We start from the raw sequence: 16,282 nt of genomic DNA on the forward strand, positions 1-16,282 counted from the left end.
TGTCAGAACGGTTTGACCACCACCAGAATTACGATACCCAGCAGGAACAGCACGGGCACTTCGTTGAACCAGCGATAGTAGACGTGGCTGCGGGTGTTGCTGCCGCTGGCGAAGCGCTTGCGCTGGGCGCCGCACATGTGATGGTAGACGGTCAGCAGGATGACCAGGGTCAGCTTGGCATGCAGCCAGCCCTGGCTGAGCCAGCCGGGCGTGAGATAGAGCATCCACGCGCCGAACACGTAGGTGGCGATCATCGCCGGGTTCATGATGCCGCGAAACAGCTTGCGCTCCATGGTCACGAAGCGTTCCTGGCTGATGCTGTCCTGGCTTTGGGCGTGGTAGACGAACAGCCGCGGCAGGTAGAACAGGCCGGCGAACCAGCAGACCACGCTGACGATATGCAGCGCTTTGATCCATAGGTAAAGCATGGGGGAGTTCCTTCAGGTATTCACGGTCGTCAGATAGTAGTGGTCAAGCGCCCGAAGGGTCACCCGAAGAGTTGTTACAGGCGCCTTGCGCCCCTATTATCGTGCGCTTTCCAGACGGCTCGTTGATAAGGGGCAAGCGTTATGATCAAGGTCGGTATCGTCGGCGGCACGGGTTACACCGGCGTCGAACTGTTGCGTCTGCTGGCACAGCATCCACAGGCCGAAGTGGCGGTCATCACTTCGCGCTCCGAGGCGGGCGTTGCAGTGGCGGACATGTACCCGAACCTGCGCGGCCACTATGACGGGCTGGCGTTCAGCGTGCCGGACAGCAAGACCCTGGCAGCCTGCGACGTGGTGTTTTTCGCCACCCCGCACGGTGTTGCCCACGCCCTGGCTGGCGAACTGCTGGCGGCCGGTACCAAGGTGATCGACCTGTCGGCCGATTTCCGCCTGCAGGACGCTGCCGAGTGGGGCAAGTGGTACGGCCAGCCGCACGGTGCGCCAGAGCTTCTCAAGGACGCGGTATACGGCCTGCCTGAAGTCAACCGCGAGAAGATTCGCCAGGCGCGCCTGATCGCTGTGCCGGGTTGCTACCCGACTGCTACCCAACTGGGCTTCCTGCCGCTGCTGGAAGCTGGCCTGGCCGACCCGTCGCGCCTGATCGCCGACTGCAAGTCGGGTGTCAGCGGCGCTGGCCGTGGTGCGGCGGTGGGCTCGCTGTTCTGCGAGGCCGGCGAAAGCATGAAAGCCTATGCAGTGAAGGGCCATCGCCACCTGCCGGAAATCAGCCAGGGCCTGCGCCTGGCCGCTGGCAAGGATATCGGCCTGACTTTCGTGCCGCACCTGACGCCAATGATCCGTGGTATCCATGCAACCCTGTACGCTACCGTCGCCGACACCTCGGTCGACCTGCAGGCGCTGTTCGAGAAGCGTTATGCCAACGAACCGTTCGTCGACGTGATGCCGGCTGGCAGCCATCCGGAAACCCGCAGTGTGCGCGGTGCCAACGTCTGCCGCATTGCCGTTCATCGCCCGCAAGGTGGTGACCTGGTGGTGGTGCTGTCGGTGATCGACAACCTGGTCAAGGGCGCGTCCGGCCAGGCAGTGCAGAACCTCAACATCCTGTTCGGCCTGGACGAACGCATGGGCCTGTCCCACGCGGGCCTGCTGCCATAAGCAGCCAGCTTGCGAAAAGGCCCGCGTCGTGCGGGCCTTTTTGTAGGTCGCGACTAAAGCCGCACAATTCTTGACCGATTTTCTCGGGAAAGCGGATAATGCGCGTCATCGAGTTTTATGGCGGCTACCACGCCGGGAGAATCAACATGAGCGTCGAAACCTTCACCCCCACCGCTTTGGAATTCACCCACGGCGCTGCGCAAAAGGTGAAGAACCTGGTTTCCGAGGAAGGCAACGATCGTCTGAAGCTGCGCGTGTTCGTCACCGGTGGCGGCTGCTCGGGCTTCCAGTATGGCTTCACCTTCGATGAGGACGTGGCCGAAGACGACACCATCGTCGAGCGCGAAGGTGTTTCCCTTGTGGTCGACCCAATGAGCTTCCAGTACCTGGCCGGCGCCGAGGTGGATTACCAGGAAGGCCTGGAAGGCTCGCGCTTCGTGATCAAGAACCCGAACGCTGCCACCACCTGTGGCTGCGGCTCCTCGTTCTCGATCTGAGGCCTGGCCATACGAAAACGCCGCGCAATTGCGCGGCGTTTTGCTTTCTGGCGTAACGTTCAGGCCGGGTAGATTGCGCCGAGTACGCGCAGGCCCTTGGCCGCTGTCACGCTAGGGCGATTGGCAGCAATGCCTTCCAGGCAGCAGTGGGCCAGCCAGGCGAAGGCCATTGCTTCGACCCAGTCCGGGTCCACGCCATGGGCGCCGGTGCTGGCGACACGGGCGTCGGGCAGCAACTGGCCAAGGCGTGCCATCAGGGCGCCGTTGCGCGCACCGCCACCGCAGACCAGCAGCGCTTCGGTGCCTTGCTGGGCGTTGCTCAACGAGTCGATGATGCTGCGTGCGGTCAGTTCCAGCAAAGTTGCCTGTACGTCCTCGTCGCGGTAAGCGGGCAGGCGGGCCAGGTGACCTTCCAGCCAGGACAGGTTGAATACTTCGCGACCGGTGCTCTTCGGGCCGATTCCGGCGAAGAACGGGTCGGCCAGCAGTGCGCTGAGCAAGTCGGCTTGCACCAAGCCCGAGGCAGCCCAAGCCCCATCCGCATCGTAGGCCTGGCCGCGCTTGCGTTCGATCCAGGCATCCAGCAGCACGTTGCCCGGGCCGCAGTCGAAGCCGTGGACTGGCTTGTCGTGTTCGATCAGGCTGAGGTTGCTGAAGCCGCCCACGTTGAGAATTGCCAGGCGCTGGCCCAGATGGCTGAACAGGGTTTCATGGAAGGCCGGCACCAGTGGCGCACCTTGTCCGCCGGCGGCCACATCGCGGCGGCGGAAGTCGGCTACCACGCTGATACCGGTAAGCTCGGCCAGCAGCGCCGGGTTGCCGATTTGCACGGTAAAGCCGCGTGCAGGTTCGTGGCGAATGGTCTGGCCGTGGCTGCCGATGGCGCGGATGGCTCCGGCCGGCAGCCCTTGCCTGGCCAGCAGTTGGCAGATGCCTTCGCCTGCCAGGCTGGCCCAGCGGTTTTCCGCCAGTGCAGCGCGGGCGATCTCGTCAGGGCCGCTGCTGCAAAGGCCCAGCAGTTCCTGGCGCAGGTCGCCGGGCATGGGCAGGTAGTGGGTGGCGAGCAGTTCGAGCTGCTCGCCTTGTTCGATCAAGGCAATGTCCAGGCCATCGAGGCTGGTGCCGGACATCACCCCCAGGTATAGCGCCATGTGCTTAGCGCTTGTTCGCTGCGAGCAGGGTGGCCTTTTCCTGATCCATGCGGGCGATCAAGGGCTGGCTCTGCTGCAGGAAACGCTGGCGTTCGTTCCTGGCAATCGGGTCGGCCATTGGCACTTTCTGGCTCAGCGGGTCAACGTGCACACCGTTGACCTGGAACTCGTAGTGCAGGTGCGGTCCGGTGGACAAGCCGGTGGTGCCGATATAGCCGATGATCTGGCCCTGCTTGACCGAGCTGCCGGTCTTGATGCCCTTGGCAAAGCCTTGCATGTGGCCGTACAGCGTCTTGTAGCGGTTGCCGTGCTGGATGATCACGGTATTGCCGTAACCACCGCGGCGCCCGGCCAGTTCGATGCGGCCGTCACCGGCTGCCTTGATCGGGGTGCCGCGTGGGGCGGCGTAGTCGACGCCTTTGTGGGCACGGATCTTGTTCAGGATCGGATGCTTGCGGCCGGCAGAGAAGCGCGAGCTGATGCGGGCGAAGTCGACCGGAGTGCGGATGAATGCCTTGCGCAGGCTGTTGCCATCTGCGGTGTAGTAACTGGTGTTGCCCTGCTTGTTGGTATAGCGCACGGCGGTGTAGGTCTTGCCGCGGTTGGTGAAGCGCGCGGAGAGGATGTTGCCGGTACCGACGACCTTGCCGTCCATCACCTTCTGCTCGTAGACCACGTCGAATTCATCGCCCGGGCGGATGTCCTGGGCGAAATCGATGTCGTAACCCAGCACGCGAGCCATGTCCATGGTCATGCTGTGGGACAGGCCGGCACGTTGGGCCGAGGCCGACAGCGAGCTTTTGATCACACCGTGGGCGTAGGCGGTACGCACAACCGGCTTGCTGATCTCGCGGTTGAAGGTATAGCCCTTGTCGGTCTTGGTCAGGCGAATGGTTTCGAGGTTGCTGACCTTGCTGTGCAGGCTGGCCAGCTGGCCGTCCTTGTCAAGCTCGAACTGCAGCACCTGGCCATGCTTGAGCTGGCTGAACTGCTTGGCCTGCTTGTTGCTGGCCAGAAGGTCGTGCACCGCGTTGCTCGGCAGGCCGACCTTGGCGAACAGTGTGGACAGGGTGTCGCCACGGGCCACGGTGACTTCGCGGTGGCTGGGCTGCTTGGCAGCTTCGACGACCGGTTCGGCCGCAGGGGCTTCCTGCTCGGCCTTCTGGGTCTCGGGGGCGGCCTCTTCGATCTGGGCGAATGGTGAGCCTTGCTCACCTTCTGCCTGCACCAGGGGCGCAGCGCGGGATTCGTCCTTCAACTGCTCGGCAGGGCTCTCCAGCTCGAGGTTGAGGGTGGTTTTCTTGGCTTCCACTTCGCTGGAAGGAAACACCAGCAGGGCCAGGCTGAGCAGGGCGGCTATGCCGCTGGCGGCCAACAGATGGCTTTTCGGATAAAGCGGGGGCGCTTTAGGCGGTTCGTTGGTCATGGGCAAGGTGACTTTGAAAAAGGTGAAATGGAAAAGATGAATGACATGATGAAGATGAAATAACTGTATAAAATATAACCAAAACCATTTTCACGCAAGGGCGCGTAGACGCCGCAAGCCCGGGCTCGGGTCACATTCCTTTGCGAAACTTGTAATTGACGGCCGATCTTGTATGGTTGGCTCCCCCTGAATCTGAGCCTTGCGGGTTTGTCTATGAAGTCGGTTGAAGAGCAGCTGGCGCTTATCAAGCGCGGCGCGGAAGAAGTACTGGTCGAGTCGGAACTGGTGGAGAAGCTCAAGCGCGGCCAACCTCTGCGCATCAAGGCCGGCTTCGACCCGACCGCGCCTGACCTGCACCTTGGGCACACGGTGCTGATCAACAAGCTGCGCCAGTTCCAGGATCTGGGGCATCAGGTCATCTTCCTGATCGGTGACTTCACCGGCATGATCGGCGACCCGAGCGGCAAGAGCGCCACGCGCCCGCCGCTGACCCGCGAGCAGGTGCTGGAAAACGCCGAGACGTACAAGCAGCAGGTGTTCAAGATCCTTGACCCGGCCAAGACCGAGGTTGCATTCAACTCCACCTGGATGGACAAGCTGACTCCGGCTGATTTCATTCGACTGGCGTCGCAGTACACCGTGGCGCGCATGCTCGAGCGCGATGACTTCGACAAGCGCTACACCACCAACCAGCCTATTGCCATCCACGAGTTCCTGTACCCGCTGGTGCAGGGCTATGACTCGGTGGCACTGAAGGCTGATGTCGAACTCGGTGGCACTGACCAGAAGTTCAACCTGCTGATGGGGCGTGAACTGCAGCGCGCCTATGGCCAGGAGGCGCAGAACATCGTGACCATGCCGCTGCTCGAAGGGCTCGACGGCGTGAAGAAGATGTCCAAGTCGCTGGGTAACTATGTAGGTATCCAGGAAGCGCCGGGGGTTATGTACAGCAAGTTGGTGTCGATCCCGGATACCCTGATGTGGCGCTACTTCGAGCTGCTGAGCTTCCGTTCCATGGAAGAGATCGAGCAGTTCCGTACCGACGTCGCCAATGGCGCAAATCCACGCGACATCAAGATCAAGCTGGCGGAAGAGATCGTTGCACGCTTCCATGGCGAGGAGGCTGCGGCCAATGCTCACCGTGCCGCGGGTAACCGCATGAAGGAGGGCGAGTTGCCGGAAGATCTGCCGGAGGTCGAAGTGGCTGCGGCTGAAAGCCTGCCAATTGCTGCCGTGCTGAACCGGGCTGGCCTGGTGAAGAACTCGGCTCAGGCGCGTGATTTGCTGAGTGGTGGTGCGGTCAAGGTTGATGGCGCGGTGGTCGATCGTGACTTCGTGTTTGCGCTGGGTGCAACCCATGTGTGCCAGGCGGGCAAGAAGTCGTTTGCTCGGGTTACCCTCAAGGCTGAGTGATAGCCGGTAGGTGTAGCTATGTAAAAGCGGGGAGGTCGGTAGGCCTCCCCGCTTTGTTTTTGGGTTGTTGGTTGTTGGTTGTGTCAGGGCTGCCGGGTGCCTGTCTTGAGATGGCATTGGCTTTGAGAGGTGGCTGTCTTGGGTTTTCTGGCGCCTGTGAGATCGAGCGTCGCCCGCGCGGCGCTTCGCAGCACAAGGCTGCTCCTACCGTTTGTTTCGGGCCAATTATTCCTGTGAGAACGGCACGCGACCGCCTTGGCGTCCACCTCGATGTCGCGTCGGGCAAACAAGGCGGTCGCGTGCGCAGGCACAGGCGTGACTGGCCCGAAACAGATGTAGGAGCAGCCTTGTGCTGCGAAGCGCCGCGCGGGCGACGCTCGATCTCATAGGCGCAGAAGGTGTTGTGGCGAACATCTGGTGGCCTTTATAAGGTCTTCGCCTGGGATATTTCAAATAAATGAAATTAATCCTTGACCGCCTTCTGAATCCCCTTATAATGCGCCCCACTTCTGACGTAGTCGAAGCGCAAAACTTCTTGCAAATCAATTAGTTAGGCGATTCAGGTAGTGTCAGGAGCGCTTCGATCGAATGATCGACAGCGGTTGAGATGATGGTTGACAGCGCTTCTAAACGCTGTATGATTCGCCTCCCGCTACGAGAGATCGCAGCGAGTCAAGTGTTTGAAGCTAAACGAGTTTCTCGCAAAAACTTCAAAATAAACGCTTGACAGCAAATGAGGAAGGCGTAGAATGCGCGCCTCGGTTGAGACGAAAGGCTCTTAACCAAACGCTCTTTAACAAATCGAATCAAGCAATTCGTGTGGGTGCTTGTGAGTACGGGCTGATAGTCACAAAGATTATCAGCATCACAAGTGGCCATGCGAGAAATCACATAGTCATTTGAGATTGCTGAGCCAAGTTTAGGGTTTCTTAAAAACCCAAGCAGTATTGAACTGAAGAGTTTGATCATGGCTCAGATTGAACGCTGGCGGCAGGCCTAACACATGCAAGTCGAGCGGATGACGGGAGCTTGCTCCTTGATTCAGCGGCGGACGGGTGAGTAATGCCTAGGAATCTGCCTGGTAGTGGGGGACAACGTTTCGAAAGGAACGCTAATACCGCATACGTCCTACGGGAGAAAGCAGGGGACCTTCGGGCCTTGCGCTATCAGATGAGCCTAGGTCGGATTAGCTAGTTGGTGAGGTAATGGCTCACCAAGGCGACGATCCGTAACTGGTCTGAGAGGATGATCAGTCACACTGGAACTGAGACACGGTCCAGACTCCTACGGGAGGCAGCAGTGGGGAATATTGGACAATGGGCGAAAGCCTGATCCAGCCATGCCGCGTGTGTGAAGAAGGTCTTCGGATTGTAAAGCACTTTAAGTTGGGAGGAAGGGCAGTAAGTTAATACCTTGCTGTTTTGACGTTACCGACAGAATAAGCACCGGCTAACTCTGTGCCAGCAGCCGCGGTAATACAGAGGGTGCAAGCGTTAATCGGAATTACTGGGCGTAAAGCGCGCGTAGGTGGTTCGTTAAGTTGGATGTGAAAGCCCCGGGCTCAACCTGGGAACTGCATCCAAAACTGGCGAGCTAGAGTACGGTAGAGGGTGGTGGAATTTCCTGTGTAGCGGTGAAATGCGTAGATATAGGAAGGAACACCAGTGGCGAAGGCGACCACCTGGACTGATACTGACACTGAGGTGCGAAAGCGTGGGGAGCAAACAGGATTAGATACCCTGGTAGTCCACGCCGTAAACGATGTCAACTAGCCGTTGGAATCCTTGAGATTTTAGTGGCGCAGCTAACGCATTAAGTTGACCGCCTGGGGAGTACGGCCGCAAGGTTAAAACTCAAATGAATTGACGGGGGCCCGCACAAGCGGTGGAGCATGTGGTTTAATTCGAAGCAACGCGAAGAACCTTACCAGGCCTTGACATGCAGAGAACTTTCCAGAGATGGATTGGTGCCTTCGGGAACTCTGACACAGGTGCTGCATGGCTGTCGTCAGCTCGTGTCGTGAGATGTTGGGTTAAGTCCCGTAACGAGCGCAACCCTTGTCCTTAGTTACCAGCACGTTATGGTGGGCACTCTAAGGAGACTGCCGGTGACAAACCGGAGGAAGGTGGGGATGACGTCAAGTCATCATGGCCCTTACGGCCTGGGCTACACACGTGCTACAATGGTCGGTACAGAGGGTTGCCAAGCCGCGAGGTGGAGCTAATCTCACAAAACCGATCGTAGTCCGGATCGCAGTCTGCAACTCGACTGCGTGAAGTCGGAATCGCTAGTAATCGCGAATCAGAATGTCGCGGTGAATACGTTCCCGGGCCTTGTACACACCGCCCGTCACACCATGGGAGTGGGTTGCACCAGAAGTAGCTAGTCTAACCTTCGGGAGGACGGTTACCACGGTGTGATTCATGACTGGGGTGAAGTCGTAACAAGGTAGCCGTAGGGGAACCTGCGGCTGGATCACCTCCTTAATCGACGACATCAGCCTGCTGATGAGCTCCCACACGAATTGCTTGATTCATGGTTGAAGACGATCAAGATCCTGTATGGATCTTGTGTTGTTCCTGGTCAGAACTTGGAAATGAGCATTCGTTTCGAATGTTGATTTCTGACTTTTGTCAGATCGTTCTTTAAAAATTCGGATATGTGATAGATATAGACTGATGACCAGTTTCACTGCTGGTTAATCAGGCTAAGGTAAAATTTGTGAGTTCTGCTCGAAAGAGCAACATGCGAATTTTCGGCGAATGTCGTCTTCACAGTATAACCAGATTGCTTGGGGTTATATGGTCAAGTGAAGAAGCGCATACGGTGGATGCCTTGGCAGTCAGAGGCGATGAAAGACGTGGTAGCCTGCGATAAGCTTTGGGGAGTCGGCAAACAGACTGTGATCCAGAGATCTCTGAATGGGGGAACCCACTCAGCATAAGCTGAGTATCTTGTACTGAATACATAGGTGCAAGAGGCGAACCAGGGGAACTGAAACATCTAAGTACCCTGAGGAAAAGAAATCAACCGAGATTCCCTTAGTAGTGGCGAGCGAACGGGGACCAGCCCTTAAGTTGATTTGAGATTAGTGGAACGCTCTGGAAAGTGCGGCCATAGTGGGTGATAGCCCCGTACACGAAAATCTCTTGTCAATGAAATCGAGTAGGACGGAGCACGAGAAACTTTGTCTGAATATGGGGGGACCATCCTCCAAGGCTAAATACTACTGACTGACCGATAGTGAACCAGTACCGTGAGGGAAAGGCGAAAAGAACCCCGGAGAGGGGAGTGAAATAGAACCTGAAACCGTATGCGTACAAGCAGTGGGAGCCTACTTTGTTAGGTGACTGCGTACCTTTTGTATAATGGGTCAGCGACTTATATTCAGTGGCGAGCTTAACCGAATAGGGGAGGCGTAGCGAAAGCGAGTCTTAATAGGGCGTTTAGTCGCTGGGTATAGACCCGAAACCGGGCGATCTATCCATGGGCAGGTTGAAGGTTAGGTAACACTGACTGGAGGACCGAACCGACTACCGTTGAAAAGTTAGCGGATGACCTGTGGATCGGAGTGAAAGGCTAATCAAGCTCGGAGATAGCTGGTTCTCCTCGAAAGCTATTTAGGTAGCGCCTCATGTATCACTCCAGGGGGTAGAGCACTGTTTCGGCTAGGGGGTCATCCCGACTTACCAAACCGATGCAAACTCCGAATACCTGGAAGTGCCGAGCATGGGAGACACACGGCGGGTGCTAACGTCCGTCGTGAAAAGGGAAACAACCCAGACCGTCAGCTAAGGTCCCAAAGTCATGGTTAAGTGGGAAACGATGTGGGAAGGCTTAGACAGCTAGGAGGTTGGCTTAGAAGCAGCCACCCTTTAAAGAAAGCGTAATAGCTCACTAGTCGAGTCGGCCTGCGCGGAAGATGTAACGGGGCTCAAACCATGCACCGAAGCTACGGGTGTCATCTTTGATGACGCGGTAGAGGAGCGTTCTGTAAGCCTGTGAAGGTGAGTTGAGAAGCTTGCTGGAGGTATCAGAAGTGCGAATGCTGACATGAGTAACGACAATGCGAGTGAAAAACTCGCACGCCGAAAGACCAAGGTTTCCTGCGCAACGTTAATCGACGCAGGGTTAGTCGGTCCCTAAGGCGAGGCTGAAAAGCGTAGTCGATGGAAAACAGGTTAATATTCCTGTACTTCCAGTTATTGCGATGGAGGGACGGAGAAGGTTAGGCCAGCCTGGCGTTGGTTGTCCAGGTTTAAGGTGGTAGGCTGAAATCTTAGGCAAATCCGGGATTTCAAGGCCGAGAGCTGATGACGAGTTGCCTTTAGGCGACGAAGTGGTTGATACCATGCTTCCAAGAAAAGCTCCTAAGCTTCAGATAACTGGGAACCGTACCCCAAACCGACACAGGTGGTTAGGTAGAGAATACCAAGGCGCTTGAGAGAACTCGGGTGAAGGAACTAGGCAAAATGGCACCGTAACTTCGGGAGAAGGTGCGCCGGCGAGGGTGAAGGACTTGCTCCGTAAGCCCATGCCGGTCGAAGATACCAGGCCGCTGCGACTGTTTATTAAAAACACAGCACTCTGCAAACACGAAAGTGGACGTATAGGGTGTGACGCCTGCCCGGTGCCGGAAGGTTAATTGATGGGGTTAGCGCAAGCGAAGCTCTTGATCGAAGCCCCGGTAAACGGCGGCCGTAACTATAACGGTCCTAAGGTAGCGAAATTCCTTGTCGGGTAAGTTCCGACCTGCACGAATGGCGTAACGATGGCGGCGCTGTCTCCACCCGAGACTCAGTGAAATTGAAATCGCTGTGAAGATGCAGTGTATCCGCGGCTAGACGGAAAGACCCCGTGAACCTTTACTATAGCTTTGCACTGGACTTTGAATTTGCTTGTGTAGGATAGGTGGGAGGCTTTGAAGTGGGGACGCCAGTTCTCATGGAGCCATCCTTGAAATACCACCCTGGCAACTTTGAGGTTCTAACTCAGGTCCGTTATCCGGATCGAGGACAGTGTATGGTGGGTAGTTTGACTGGGGCGGTCTCCTCCCAAAGAGTAACGGAGGAGTACGAAGGTGCGCTCAGACCGGTCGGAAATCGGTCGTAGAGTATAAAGGCAAAAGCGCGCTTGACTGCGAGACAAACACGTCGAGCAGGTACGAAAGTAGGTCTTAGTGATCCGGTGGTTCTGTATGGAAGGGCCATCGCTCAACGGATAAAAGGTACTCCGGGGATAACAGGCTGATACCGCCCAAGAGTTCATATCGACGGCGGTGTTTGGCACCTCGATGTCGGCTCATCACATCCTGGGGCTGAAGCCGGTCCCAAGGGTATGGCTGTTCGCCATTTAAAGTGGTACGCGAGCTGGGTTTAGAACGTCGTGAGACAGTTCGGTCCCTATCTGCCGTGGACGTTTGAGATTTGAGAGGGGCTGCTCCTAGTACGAGAGGACCGGAGTGGACGAACCTCTGGTGTTCCGGTTGTCACGCCAGTGGCATTGCCGGGTAGCTATGTTCGGAAGAGATAACCGCTGAAAGCATTTAAGCGGGAAACTTGCCTCAAGATGAGATCTCACTGGGATCTTGAATCCCCTGAAGGGCCGTCGAAGACTACGACGTTGATAGGTTGGGTGTGTAAGCGCTGTGAGGCGTTGAGCTAACCAATACTAATTGCCCGTGAGGCTTGACCATATAACACCCAAGCAATTTGCTAACGCAGATTGCGGTGGTGAAGACGAAACAACCGAAAGTTCGCAACATCACAAATATCGCATATCCGAATTCGCTGGGCTGTCCATCTGGACATTCTGGCAACAGAATTTCTTGACGACCATAGAGCATTGGAACCACCTGATCCCATCCCGAACTCAGCAGTGAAACGATGCATCGCCGATGGTAGTGTGGGGTTTCCCCATGTGAGAGTAGGTCATCGTCAAGATTCATTTCGCAAAACCCCTATCTGCACATGCAGGTAGGGGTTTTGTCTTTGTGGCGCAAAAATTCCCGGGCATACAGCGGGTTCACCTGCGAACACCAGCAAGGCCGGTGCCATCCACCGCGTCGCCTGCTTTGCGGCGAAAGCCCATAAGTGCGGCGGGGTCTTCAGGGTATGCTGCAGGATCCCCATCGCCCTGCCGGCGGGCCCTTTTCCTATGCAAGCCAACGGCCCATAGCTATCATGCCTGCCTTATTCCAAGTCGAGACTGGCATGCTGAAGTTGTTGAATCTCCTCAAGGATGGTCGGTTCCATTCCGGAGAAGCTCTGGGGTCGGCCCTCGGGGTAAGTCGCAGCGCCGTTTGGAAGCAGCTGCAGCACCTGGAGAGCGAACTGAACCTCACCATTCACAAGGTTCGTGGGCGCGGCTATCAGCTGGCGGCGCCACTGGCTTTGCTCGATGCACAGGCGATCTCCGAGTTTGCCGAAGGCGAGCGTTGGCCCGTGTTCATCCACGAAACCATCGACTCGACCAATGCCGAAGGCTTGCGGCTCGCCGGGGAAGGGCAGATCGCTCCATTCCTGGTCCTGGCCGAGCGCCAGAGCGCCGGCCGTGGTCGGCGCGGTCGGCAGTGGGTCAGCCCGTTTGCCGAAAACCTCTATTACAGCCTGGTTCTCCGCGTGGATGGTGGCATGCGCCAGCTCGAGGGCTTGAGCCTGGTGGTTGGATTGGCGGTAATGCGTACCCTGCAGGCTTTTGGTGTAAGGGATGTGGGGCTCAAATGGCCCAACGATGTCCTCGTTCGCGGGCAAAAGATCACCGGTATCCTCCTGGAGTTAGTGGGCGACCCGGCAGATGTTTGTCATGTGGTGCTGGGTATTGGCATCAATGTGAACATGCAAACCAACGATCAGGTCGACCAGATGTGGACCTCGATGCGTCGCGAAATAGGTGCGGCAATAGACCGTAACCGGCTGGTAGCGTTGCTCAGTCAGCAGTTGCAGCACGAATTGGCACGGCATCGTCGCTATGGGTTTGCCGCATTCCAGGAAGAATGGGAACAGGCGCACCTCTGGCAGGGGCGCAGTGTTTCTCTGGTTGCCGGTAGCACGCGTATTGATGGCGTGGTTCTTGGCGTCGACGGGCAGGGCGGCTTGCGCCTTGAGGTGGACGGGGTGGAGAAGAGCTTCAGTGGTGGTGAGCTCAGTTTGAGGTTGCGTGATGATTCTTGAGCTCGATTGCGGTAACAGCTTCATCAAATGGCGAGTAATCCATGTCGCTGATGCAGTGATTGAAAGCGGCGGTATCGTCGACTCCGATCAGGCGCTGGTGGCCGAAGTGGCTGCACTGGCTTCGGTGCGTCTCAGCGGTTGCCGCATTGTCAGTGTGCGCAGTGAGGACGAAACCGATGCGCTTTGCGCGCTGATTGCCCAGGCGTTTGCCGTGCAGGCACGGGTGGCGCACCCGGCCCGGGAAATGGCGGGTGTGCGCAATGGCTATGACGATTACCAGCGCCTGGGCATGGACCGTTGGTTGGCGGCGCTAGGAGCCTTTCACTTGGCCAGGGGCGCCTGCCTGGTCATTGATCTGGGGACCGCTGCAAAAGCGGATTTCGTGGCGGCGAATGGCGAGCATCTGGGTGGCTACATCTGCCCGGGGATGCCATTGATGCGTAGCCAGTTGCGTACGCACACCCGGCGTATCCGTTATGACGATGCTTCCGCCGAGCGGGCATTGGCCAGTCTGGCGCCGGGACGCTCGACGGTCGAGGCGGTCGAGCGCGGTTGCGTGTTGATGCTTCAGGGTTTTGCGCGTACCCAGCTCGAACAGGCGCGTGCATTGTGGGGGGAGGATTTCACGGTGTTCCTCACAGGTGGCGATGCGCCGCTGGTAAAGGAGGCCGTCCCCCAGGCGCGTGTCGTGCCTGACCTGGTTTTCGTAGGCCTGGCCATGGCCTGCCCATTGGATTGAGGTGCCTATGCGTTGGTTGTTTCTGCTGTTACTGGTGCTTAACGTCTTCTATTACGTGTGGCACCAGCAGGAAGCCCCGCTGAAGGTCAAGGAGGTCGCGCCCTTGTCGCTGTACAAGGGCAATCAGCAAGAAATCCGCCTGTTGCGCGAAACAGGGGTGTCGGCACCGCCCAAGCGGCGGGACGAGTGCCTGGTGGTCGGTGGTGTGATGGGGCAGGGGCAGCTCGATGCGCTGCGTCAGCGTTTGATGAGCTTGGATATTGCCACGCTGCCGGTGGTGGGGCAGCTGCCAGGGGCGGACGGTCGTTGGCTCAAGGTTGCCCCGGAAAGCGAGCGTTTGCTGGACCAAACCGTCCTTGCGACTCTTTCCAACGATTTCAAAGACTTAAAACACAAAATTATTTTCTGCCAGGGTATTGCAACTGGCGAATAGCTTGATAGAATGGCGCCCGCTTCACAGGGAAGACCACTCAGGTGGCAGAACTGGAAGCAGTGTCAAAGCAGCTAAGTTTCAGATTTGATTGAAAAAATTTGAAAAAACGCTTGACACTATGGCGGCAGACAAATAGAATGCCGGCCACATCTGGAGGGATTCCCGAGCGGTCAAAGGGGACGGACTGTAAATCCGTTGCGAGAGCTTCGAAGGTTCGAATCCTTCTCCCTCCACCAGTTTTAGCGAGAGCCGCAAGCTCCGCGGGTATAGTTTAGTGGTAGAACCTCAGCCTTCCAAGCTGATGATGCGGGTTCGATTCCCGCTACCCGCTCCAAGTTTGCTGGATTTTGCACAAAGTGTTTCGCTCTTGTAGCTCAGTTGGTAGAGCACACCCTTGGTAAGGGTGAGGTCAGCGGTTCAAGTCCGCTCAAGAGCTCCATATAAACAAGGCAGATATGAAAATATCTGCCTTTGTTTTATCAGCGCAAGACTATTTCTTCTGCGGAGGATTGTATCGATGGCTAAGGAAAAGTTTGATCGTTCCCTTCCCCACGTTAACGTCGGCACTATCGGCCACGTTGACCACGGTAAGACCACTCTGACCGCAGCTCTGACTCGCGTCTGCTCCGAAGTTTTCGGTTCGGCAGTCGTTGAGTTCGACAAGATCGACTCGGCTCCGGAAGAAAAAGCGCGCGGTATCACCATCAACACCGCTCACGTCGAGTACAACTCGAACATTCGTCACTACGCTCACGTTGACTGCCCAGGTCACGCTGACTACGTGAAGAACATGATCACCGGTGCTGCCCAGATGGACGGCGCGATCCTGGTTTGCTCGGCCGCCGATGGTCCGATGCCACAAACCCGTGAGCACATCCTGCTGTCCCGTCAGGTAGGCGTTCCTTACATCGTGGTCTTCCTGAACAAGGCTGACCTGGTGGACGACGCCGAGCTGCTGGAACTGGTCGAGATGGAAGTTCGCGACCTGCTGTCCACCTACGACTTCCCAGGCGACGATACCCCGATCATCATCGGTTCGGCTCGTATGGCCCTGGAAGGCAAAGACGACAACGAAATGGGTACTACCGCTGTCAAGAAGCTGGTAGAAACTCTGGATGCCTACATCCCTGAGCCAGTTCGTGCCGTTGACCAGCCGTTCCTGATGCCGATCGAAGACGTATTCTCGATCTCGGGTCGTGGTACCGTTGTTACCGGTCGTATCGAGCGTGGTATCGTCCGCGTTCAGGATCCGCTGGAAATCGTTGGTCTGCGTGACACCACCACCACCACCTGCACCGGTGTTGAGATGTTCCGCAAGCTGCTGGACGAAGGTCGTGCTGGCGAGAACTGCGGCGTTCTGCTGCGTGGTACCAAGCGTGACGACGTTGAGCGTGGCCAGGTTCTGGTCAAGCCAGGTTCGGTCAAGCCGCACACCAAGTTCACCGCAGAAGTCTACGTTCTGTCGAAGGAAGAAGGCGGTCGTCACACTCCGTTCTTCAAAGGCTACCGTCCTCAGTTCTACTTCCGTACCACTGACGTGACCGGTAACTGCGAACTGCCGGAAGGCGTTGAAATGGTAATGCCAGGTGACAACATTCAGATGACTGTCACCCTGATCAAGACCATCGCAATGGAAGACGGTCTGCGCTTCGCTATCCGTGAAGGCGGTCGTACCGTCGGCGCCGGCGTCGTAGCAAAAATTATTGAATAAGTAGTTGATTTACTTGATCAGGCCGGTATAATGGCCGGCCTGATACAGCGTTACAGGTCAGTAGCTCAATTGGCAGAGCGACGGTCTCCAAAACCGTAGGTTGGGGGTTCGATTCCCTCCTGACCTGCCATTTCAC

Annotated in this window: 10 protein-coding genes, 4 tRNA genes and 3 rRNA genes; 14 read left to right on the forward strand and 3 right to left on the reverse strand. The window is 57.2% G+C overall.

Annotation, left to right across the window (positions count from 1 at the left end):
• Positions 1 to 2: 2 nt before the first annotated feature.
• Entirely contained in the window at positions 3 to 428 is a 426-nt protein-coding gene (gene hemJ, locus GYA95_RS20960; RefSeq protein ID WP_003258833.1) for a protoporphyrinogen oxidase HemJ, read from the reverse strand.
• 141 nt (positions 429 to 569) lie between these two features.
• On the opposite strand from hemJ, the gene argC reads away from it, so the two are divergent.
• Both argC and erpA read left to right on the forward strand, forming a co-directional pair.
• On the forward strand, positions 570 to 1,604 hold the full coding sequence (argC, locus tag GYA95_RS20965) for an N-acetyl-gamma-glutamyl-phosphate reductase (RefSeq protein ID WP_013970618.1): 1,035 nt from the start codon (positions 570 to 572) through the stop codon (positions 1,602 to 1,604).
• Between the two features lie 146 nt (positions 1,605 to 1,750).
• A complete protein-coding gene (gene erpA / locus GYA95_RS20970; RefSeq protein ID WP_015268740.1) occupies positions 1,751 to 2,101 on the forward strand; it encodes an iron-sulfur cluster insertion protein ErpA in 351 nt (116 codons plus the stop codon).
• A gap of 59 nt (positions 2,102 to 2,160) precedes the next feature.
• Here the strand turns inward: erpA and GYA95_RS20975 are convergent, their stop codons facing one another.
• Together GYA95_RS20975 and GYA95_RS20980 are read right to left on the reverse strand one after the other, a co-directional pair.
• Entirely contained in the window at positions 2,161 to 3,252 is a 1,092-nt protein-coding gene (locus GYA95_RS20975) for an anhydro-N-acetylmuramic acid kinase (RefSeq protein WP_015268741.1), read from the reverse strand.
• 4 nt (positions 3,253 to 3,256) lie between these two features.
• Positions 3,257 to 4,678 carry a peptidoglycan DD-metalloendopeptidase family protein gene (locus GYA95_RS20980; protein ID WP_015268742.1) on the reverse strand — a complete coding sequence of 474 codons (1,422 nt, stop codon included), beginning with the start codon at positions 4,676 to 4,678 and terminating at the stop codon, positions 3,257 to 3,259.
• 213 nt (positions 4,679 to 4,891) lie between these two features.
• On the opposite strand from GYA95_RS20980, the gene tyrS reads away from it, so the two are divergent.
• From tyrS to GYA95_RS21040, 12 genes are all read left to right on the forward strand, one after another.
• Positions 4,892 to 6,091: a tyrosine--tRNA ligase gene (gene tyrS / locus GYA95_RS20985; RefSeq protein ID WP_013970622.1), complete on the forward strand. Its 1,200-nt coding sequence runs from the start codon at positions 4,892 to 4,894 to the stop codon at positions 6,089 to 6,091.
• A gap of 949 nt (positions 6,092 to 7,040) precedes the next feature.
• Positions 7,041 to 8,577: ribosomal RNA gene (locus GYA95_RS20990) — 16S ribosomal RNA — on the forward strand.
• A 317-nt stretch (positions 8,578 to 8,894) separates the two neighbouring features.
• Positions 8,895 to 11,786 (forward strand): 23S ribosomal RNA (locus GYA95_RS20995).
• 131 nt (positions 11,787 to 11,917) lie between these two features.
• A 5S ribosomal RNA gene (rrf, locus tag GYA95_RS21000) occupies positions 11,918 to 12,033 on the forward strand.
• Together the 16S, 23S and 5S rRNA genes form the textbook arrangement of a ribosomal RNA operon.
• Positions 12,034 to 12,303: 270 nt before the next feature.
• Positions 12,304 to 13,263, forward strand: coding sequence for a bifunctional biotin--[acetyl-CoA-carboxylase] ligase/biotin operon repressor BirA (gene birA, locus GYA95_RS21005; protein ID WP_015268743.1), 960 nt, complete (start codon positions 12,304 to 12,306; stop codon positions 13,261 to 13,263).
• Positions 13,253 to 14,002: a pantothenate kinase gene (locus tag GYA95_RS21010; RefSeq protein WP_015268744.1), complete on the forward strand. Its 750-nt coding sequence runs from the start codon at positions 13,253 to 13,255 to the stop codon at positions 14,000 to 14,002. The genes birA and GYA95_RS21010 overlap by 11 nt, the downstream gene beginning before the upstream one ends.
• Before the next feature lie 7 nt (positions 14,003 to 14,009).
• The gene (locus tag GYA95_RS21015) at positions 14,010 to 14,435 is read left to right on the forward strand and encodes a hypothetical protein (RefSeq protein WP_015268745.1); all 426 of its coding nucleotides are present in this window, start codon (positions 14,010 to 14,012) and stop codon (positions 14,433 to 14,435) included.
• Between the two features lie 152 nt (positions 14,436 to 14,587).
• Positions 14,588 to 14,671, forward strand: a tRNA-Tyr gene (locus tag GYA95_RS21020).
• A gap of 24 nt (positions 14,672 to 14,695) precedes the next feature.
• Positions 14,696 to 14,769, forward strand: a tRNA-Gly gene (locus GYA95_RS21025).
• A gap of 29 nt (positions 14,770 to 14,798) precedes the next feature.
• Positions 14,799 to 14,874: transfer RNA gene (locus GYA95_RS21030), tRNA-Thr, on the forward strand.
• Positions 14,875 to 14,952: 78 nt separating this feature from the next.
• Positions 14,953 to 16,146 (forward strand): elongation factor Tu, encoded by a 1,194-nt coding sequence (gene tuf / locus GYA95_RS21035; protein WP_013970626.1) that lies wholly within the window; start codon positions 14,953 to 14,955, stop codon positions 16,144 to 16,146.
• 54 nt (positions 16,147 to 16,200) lie between these two features.
• Positions 16,201 to 16,276, forward strand: a tRNA-Trp gene (locus GYA95_RS21040).
• Positions 16,277 to 16,282 lie beyond the last annotated feature (6 nt).

This window comes from Pseudomonas asiatica (assembly GCF_009932335.1).
GTDB classification, from domain to species: domain Bacteria; phylum Pseudomonadota; class Gammaproteobacteria; order Pseudomonadales; family Pseudomonadaceae; genus Aquipseudomonas; species Aquipseudomonas asiatica.

Coding starts and splice junctions, on each gene's coding strand:
- hemJ (WP_003258833.1), bottom strand. CDS start 428: ATGCTTTACCTATGGATCAAAGCGCTGCATATCGTCAGCGTGGTCTGC.
- argC (WP_013970618.1), top strand. CDS start 570: ATGATCAAGGTCGGTATCGTCGGCGGCACGGGTTACACCGGCGTCGAA.
- erpA (WP_015268740.1), top strand. CDS start 1,751: ATGAGCGTCGAAACCTTCACCCCCACCGCTTTGGAATTCACCCACGGC.
- GYA95_RS20975 (WP_015268741.1), bottom strand. CDS start 3,252: ATGGCGCTATACCTGGGGGTGATGTCCGGCACCAGCCTCGATGGCCTG.
- GYA95_RS20980 (WP_015268742.1), bottom strand. CDS start 4,678: ATGACCAACGAACCGCCTAAAGCGCCCCCGCTTTATCCGAAAAGCCAT.
- tyrS (WP_013970622.1), top strand. CDS start 4,892: ATGAAGTCGGTTGAAGAGCAGCTGGCGCTTATCAAGCGCGGCGCGGAA.
- birA (WP_015268743.1), top strand. CDS start 12,304: ATGCTGAAGTTGTTGAATCTCCTCAAGGATGGTCGGTTCCATTCCGGA.
- GYA95_RS21010 (WP_015268744.1), top strand. CDS start 13,253: ATGATTCTTGAGCTCGATTGCGGTAACAGCTTCATCAAATGGCGAGTA.
- GYA95_RS21015 (WP_015268745.1), top strand. CDS start 14,010: ATGCGTTGGTTGTTTCTGCTGTTACTGGTGCTTAACGTCTTCTATTAC.
- tuf (WP_013970626.1), top strand. CDS start 14,953: ATGGCTAAGGAAAAGTTTGATCGTTCCCTTCCCCACGTTAACGTCGGC.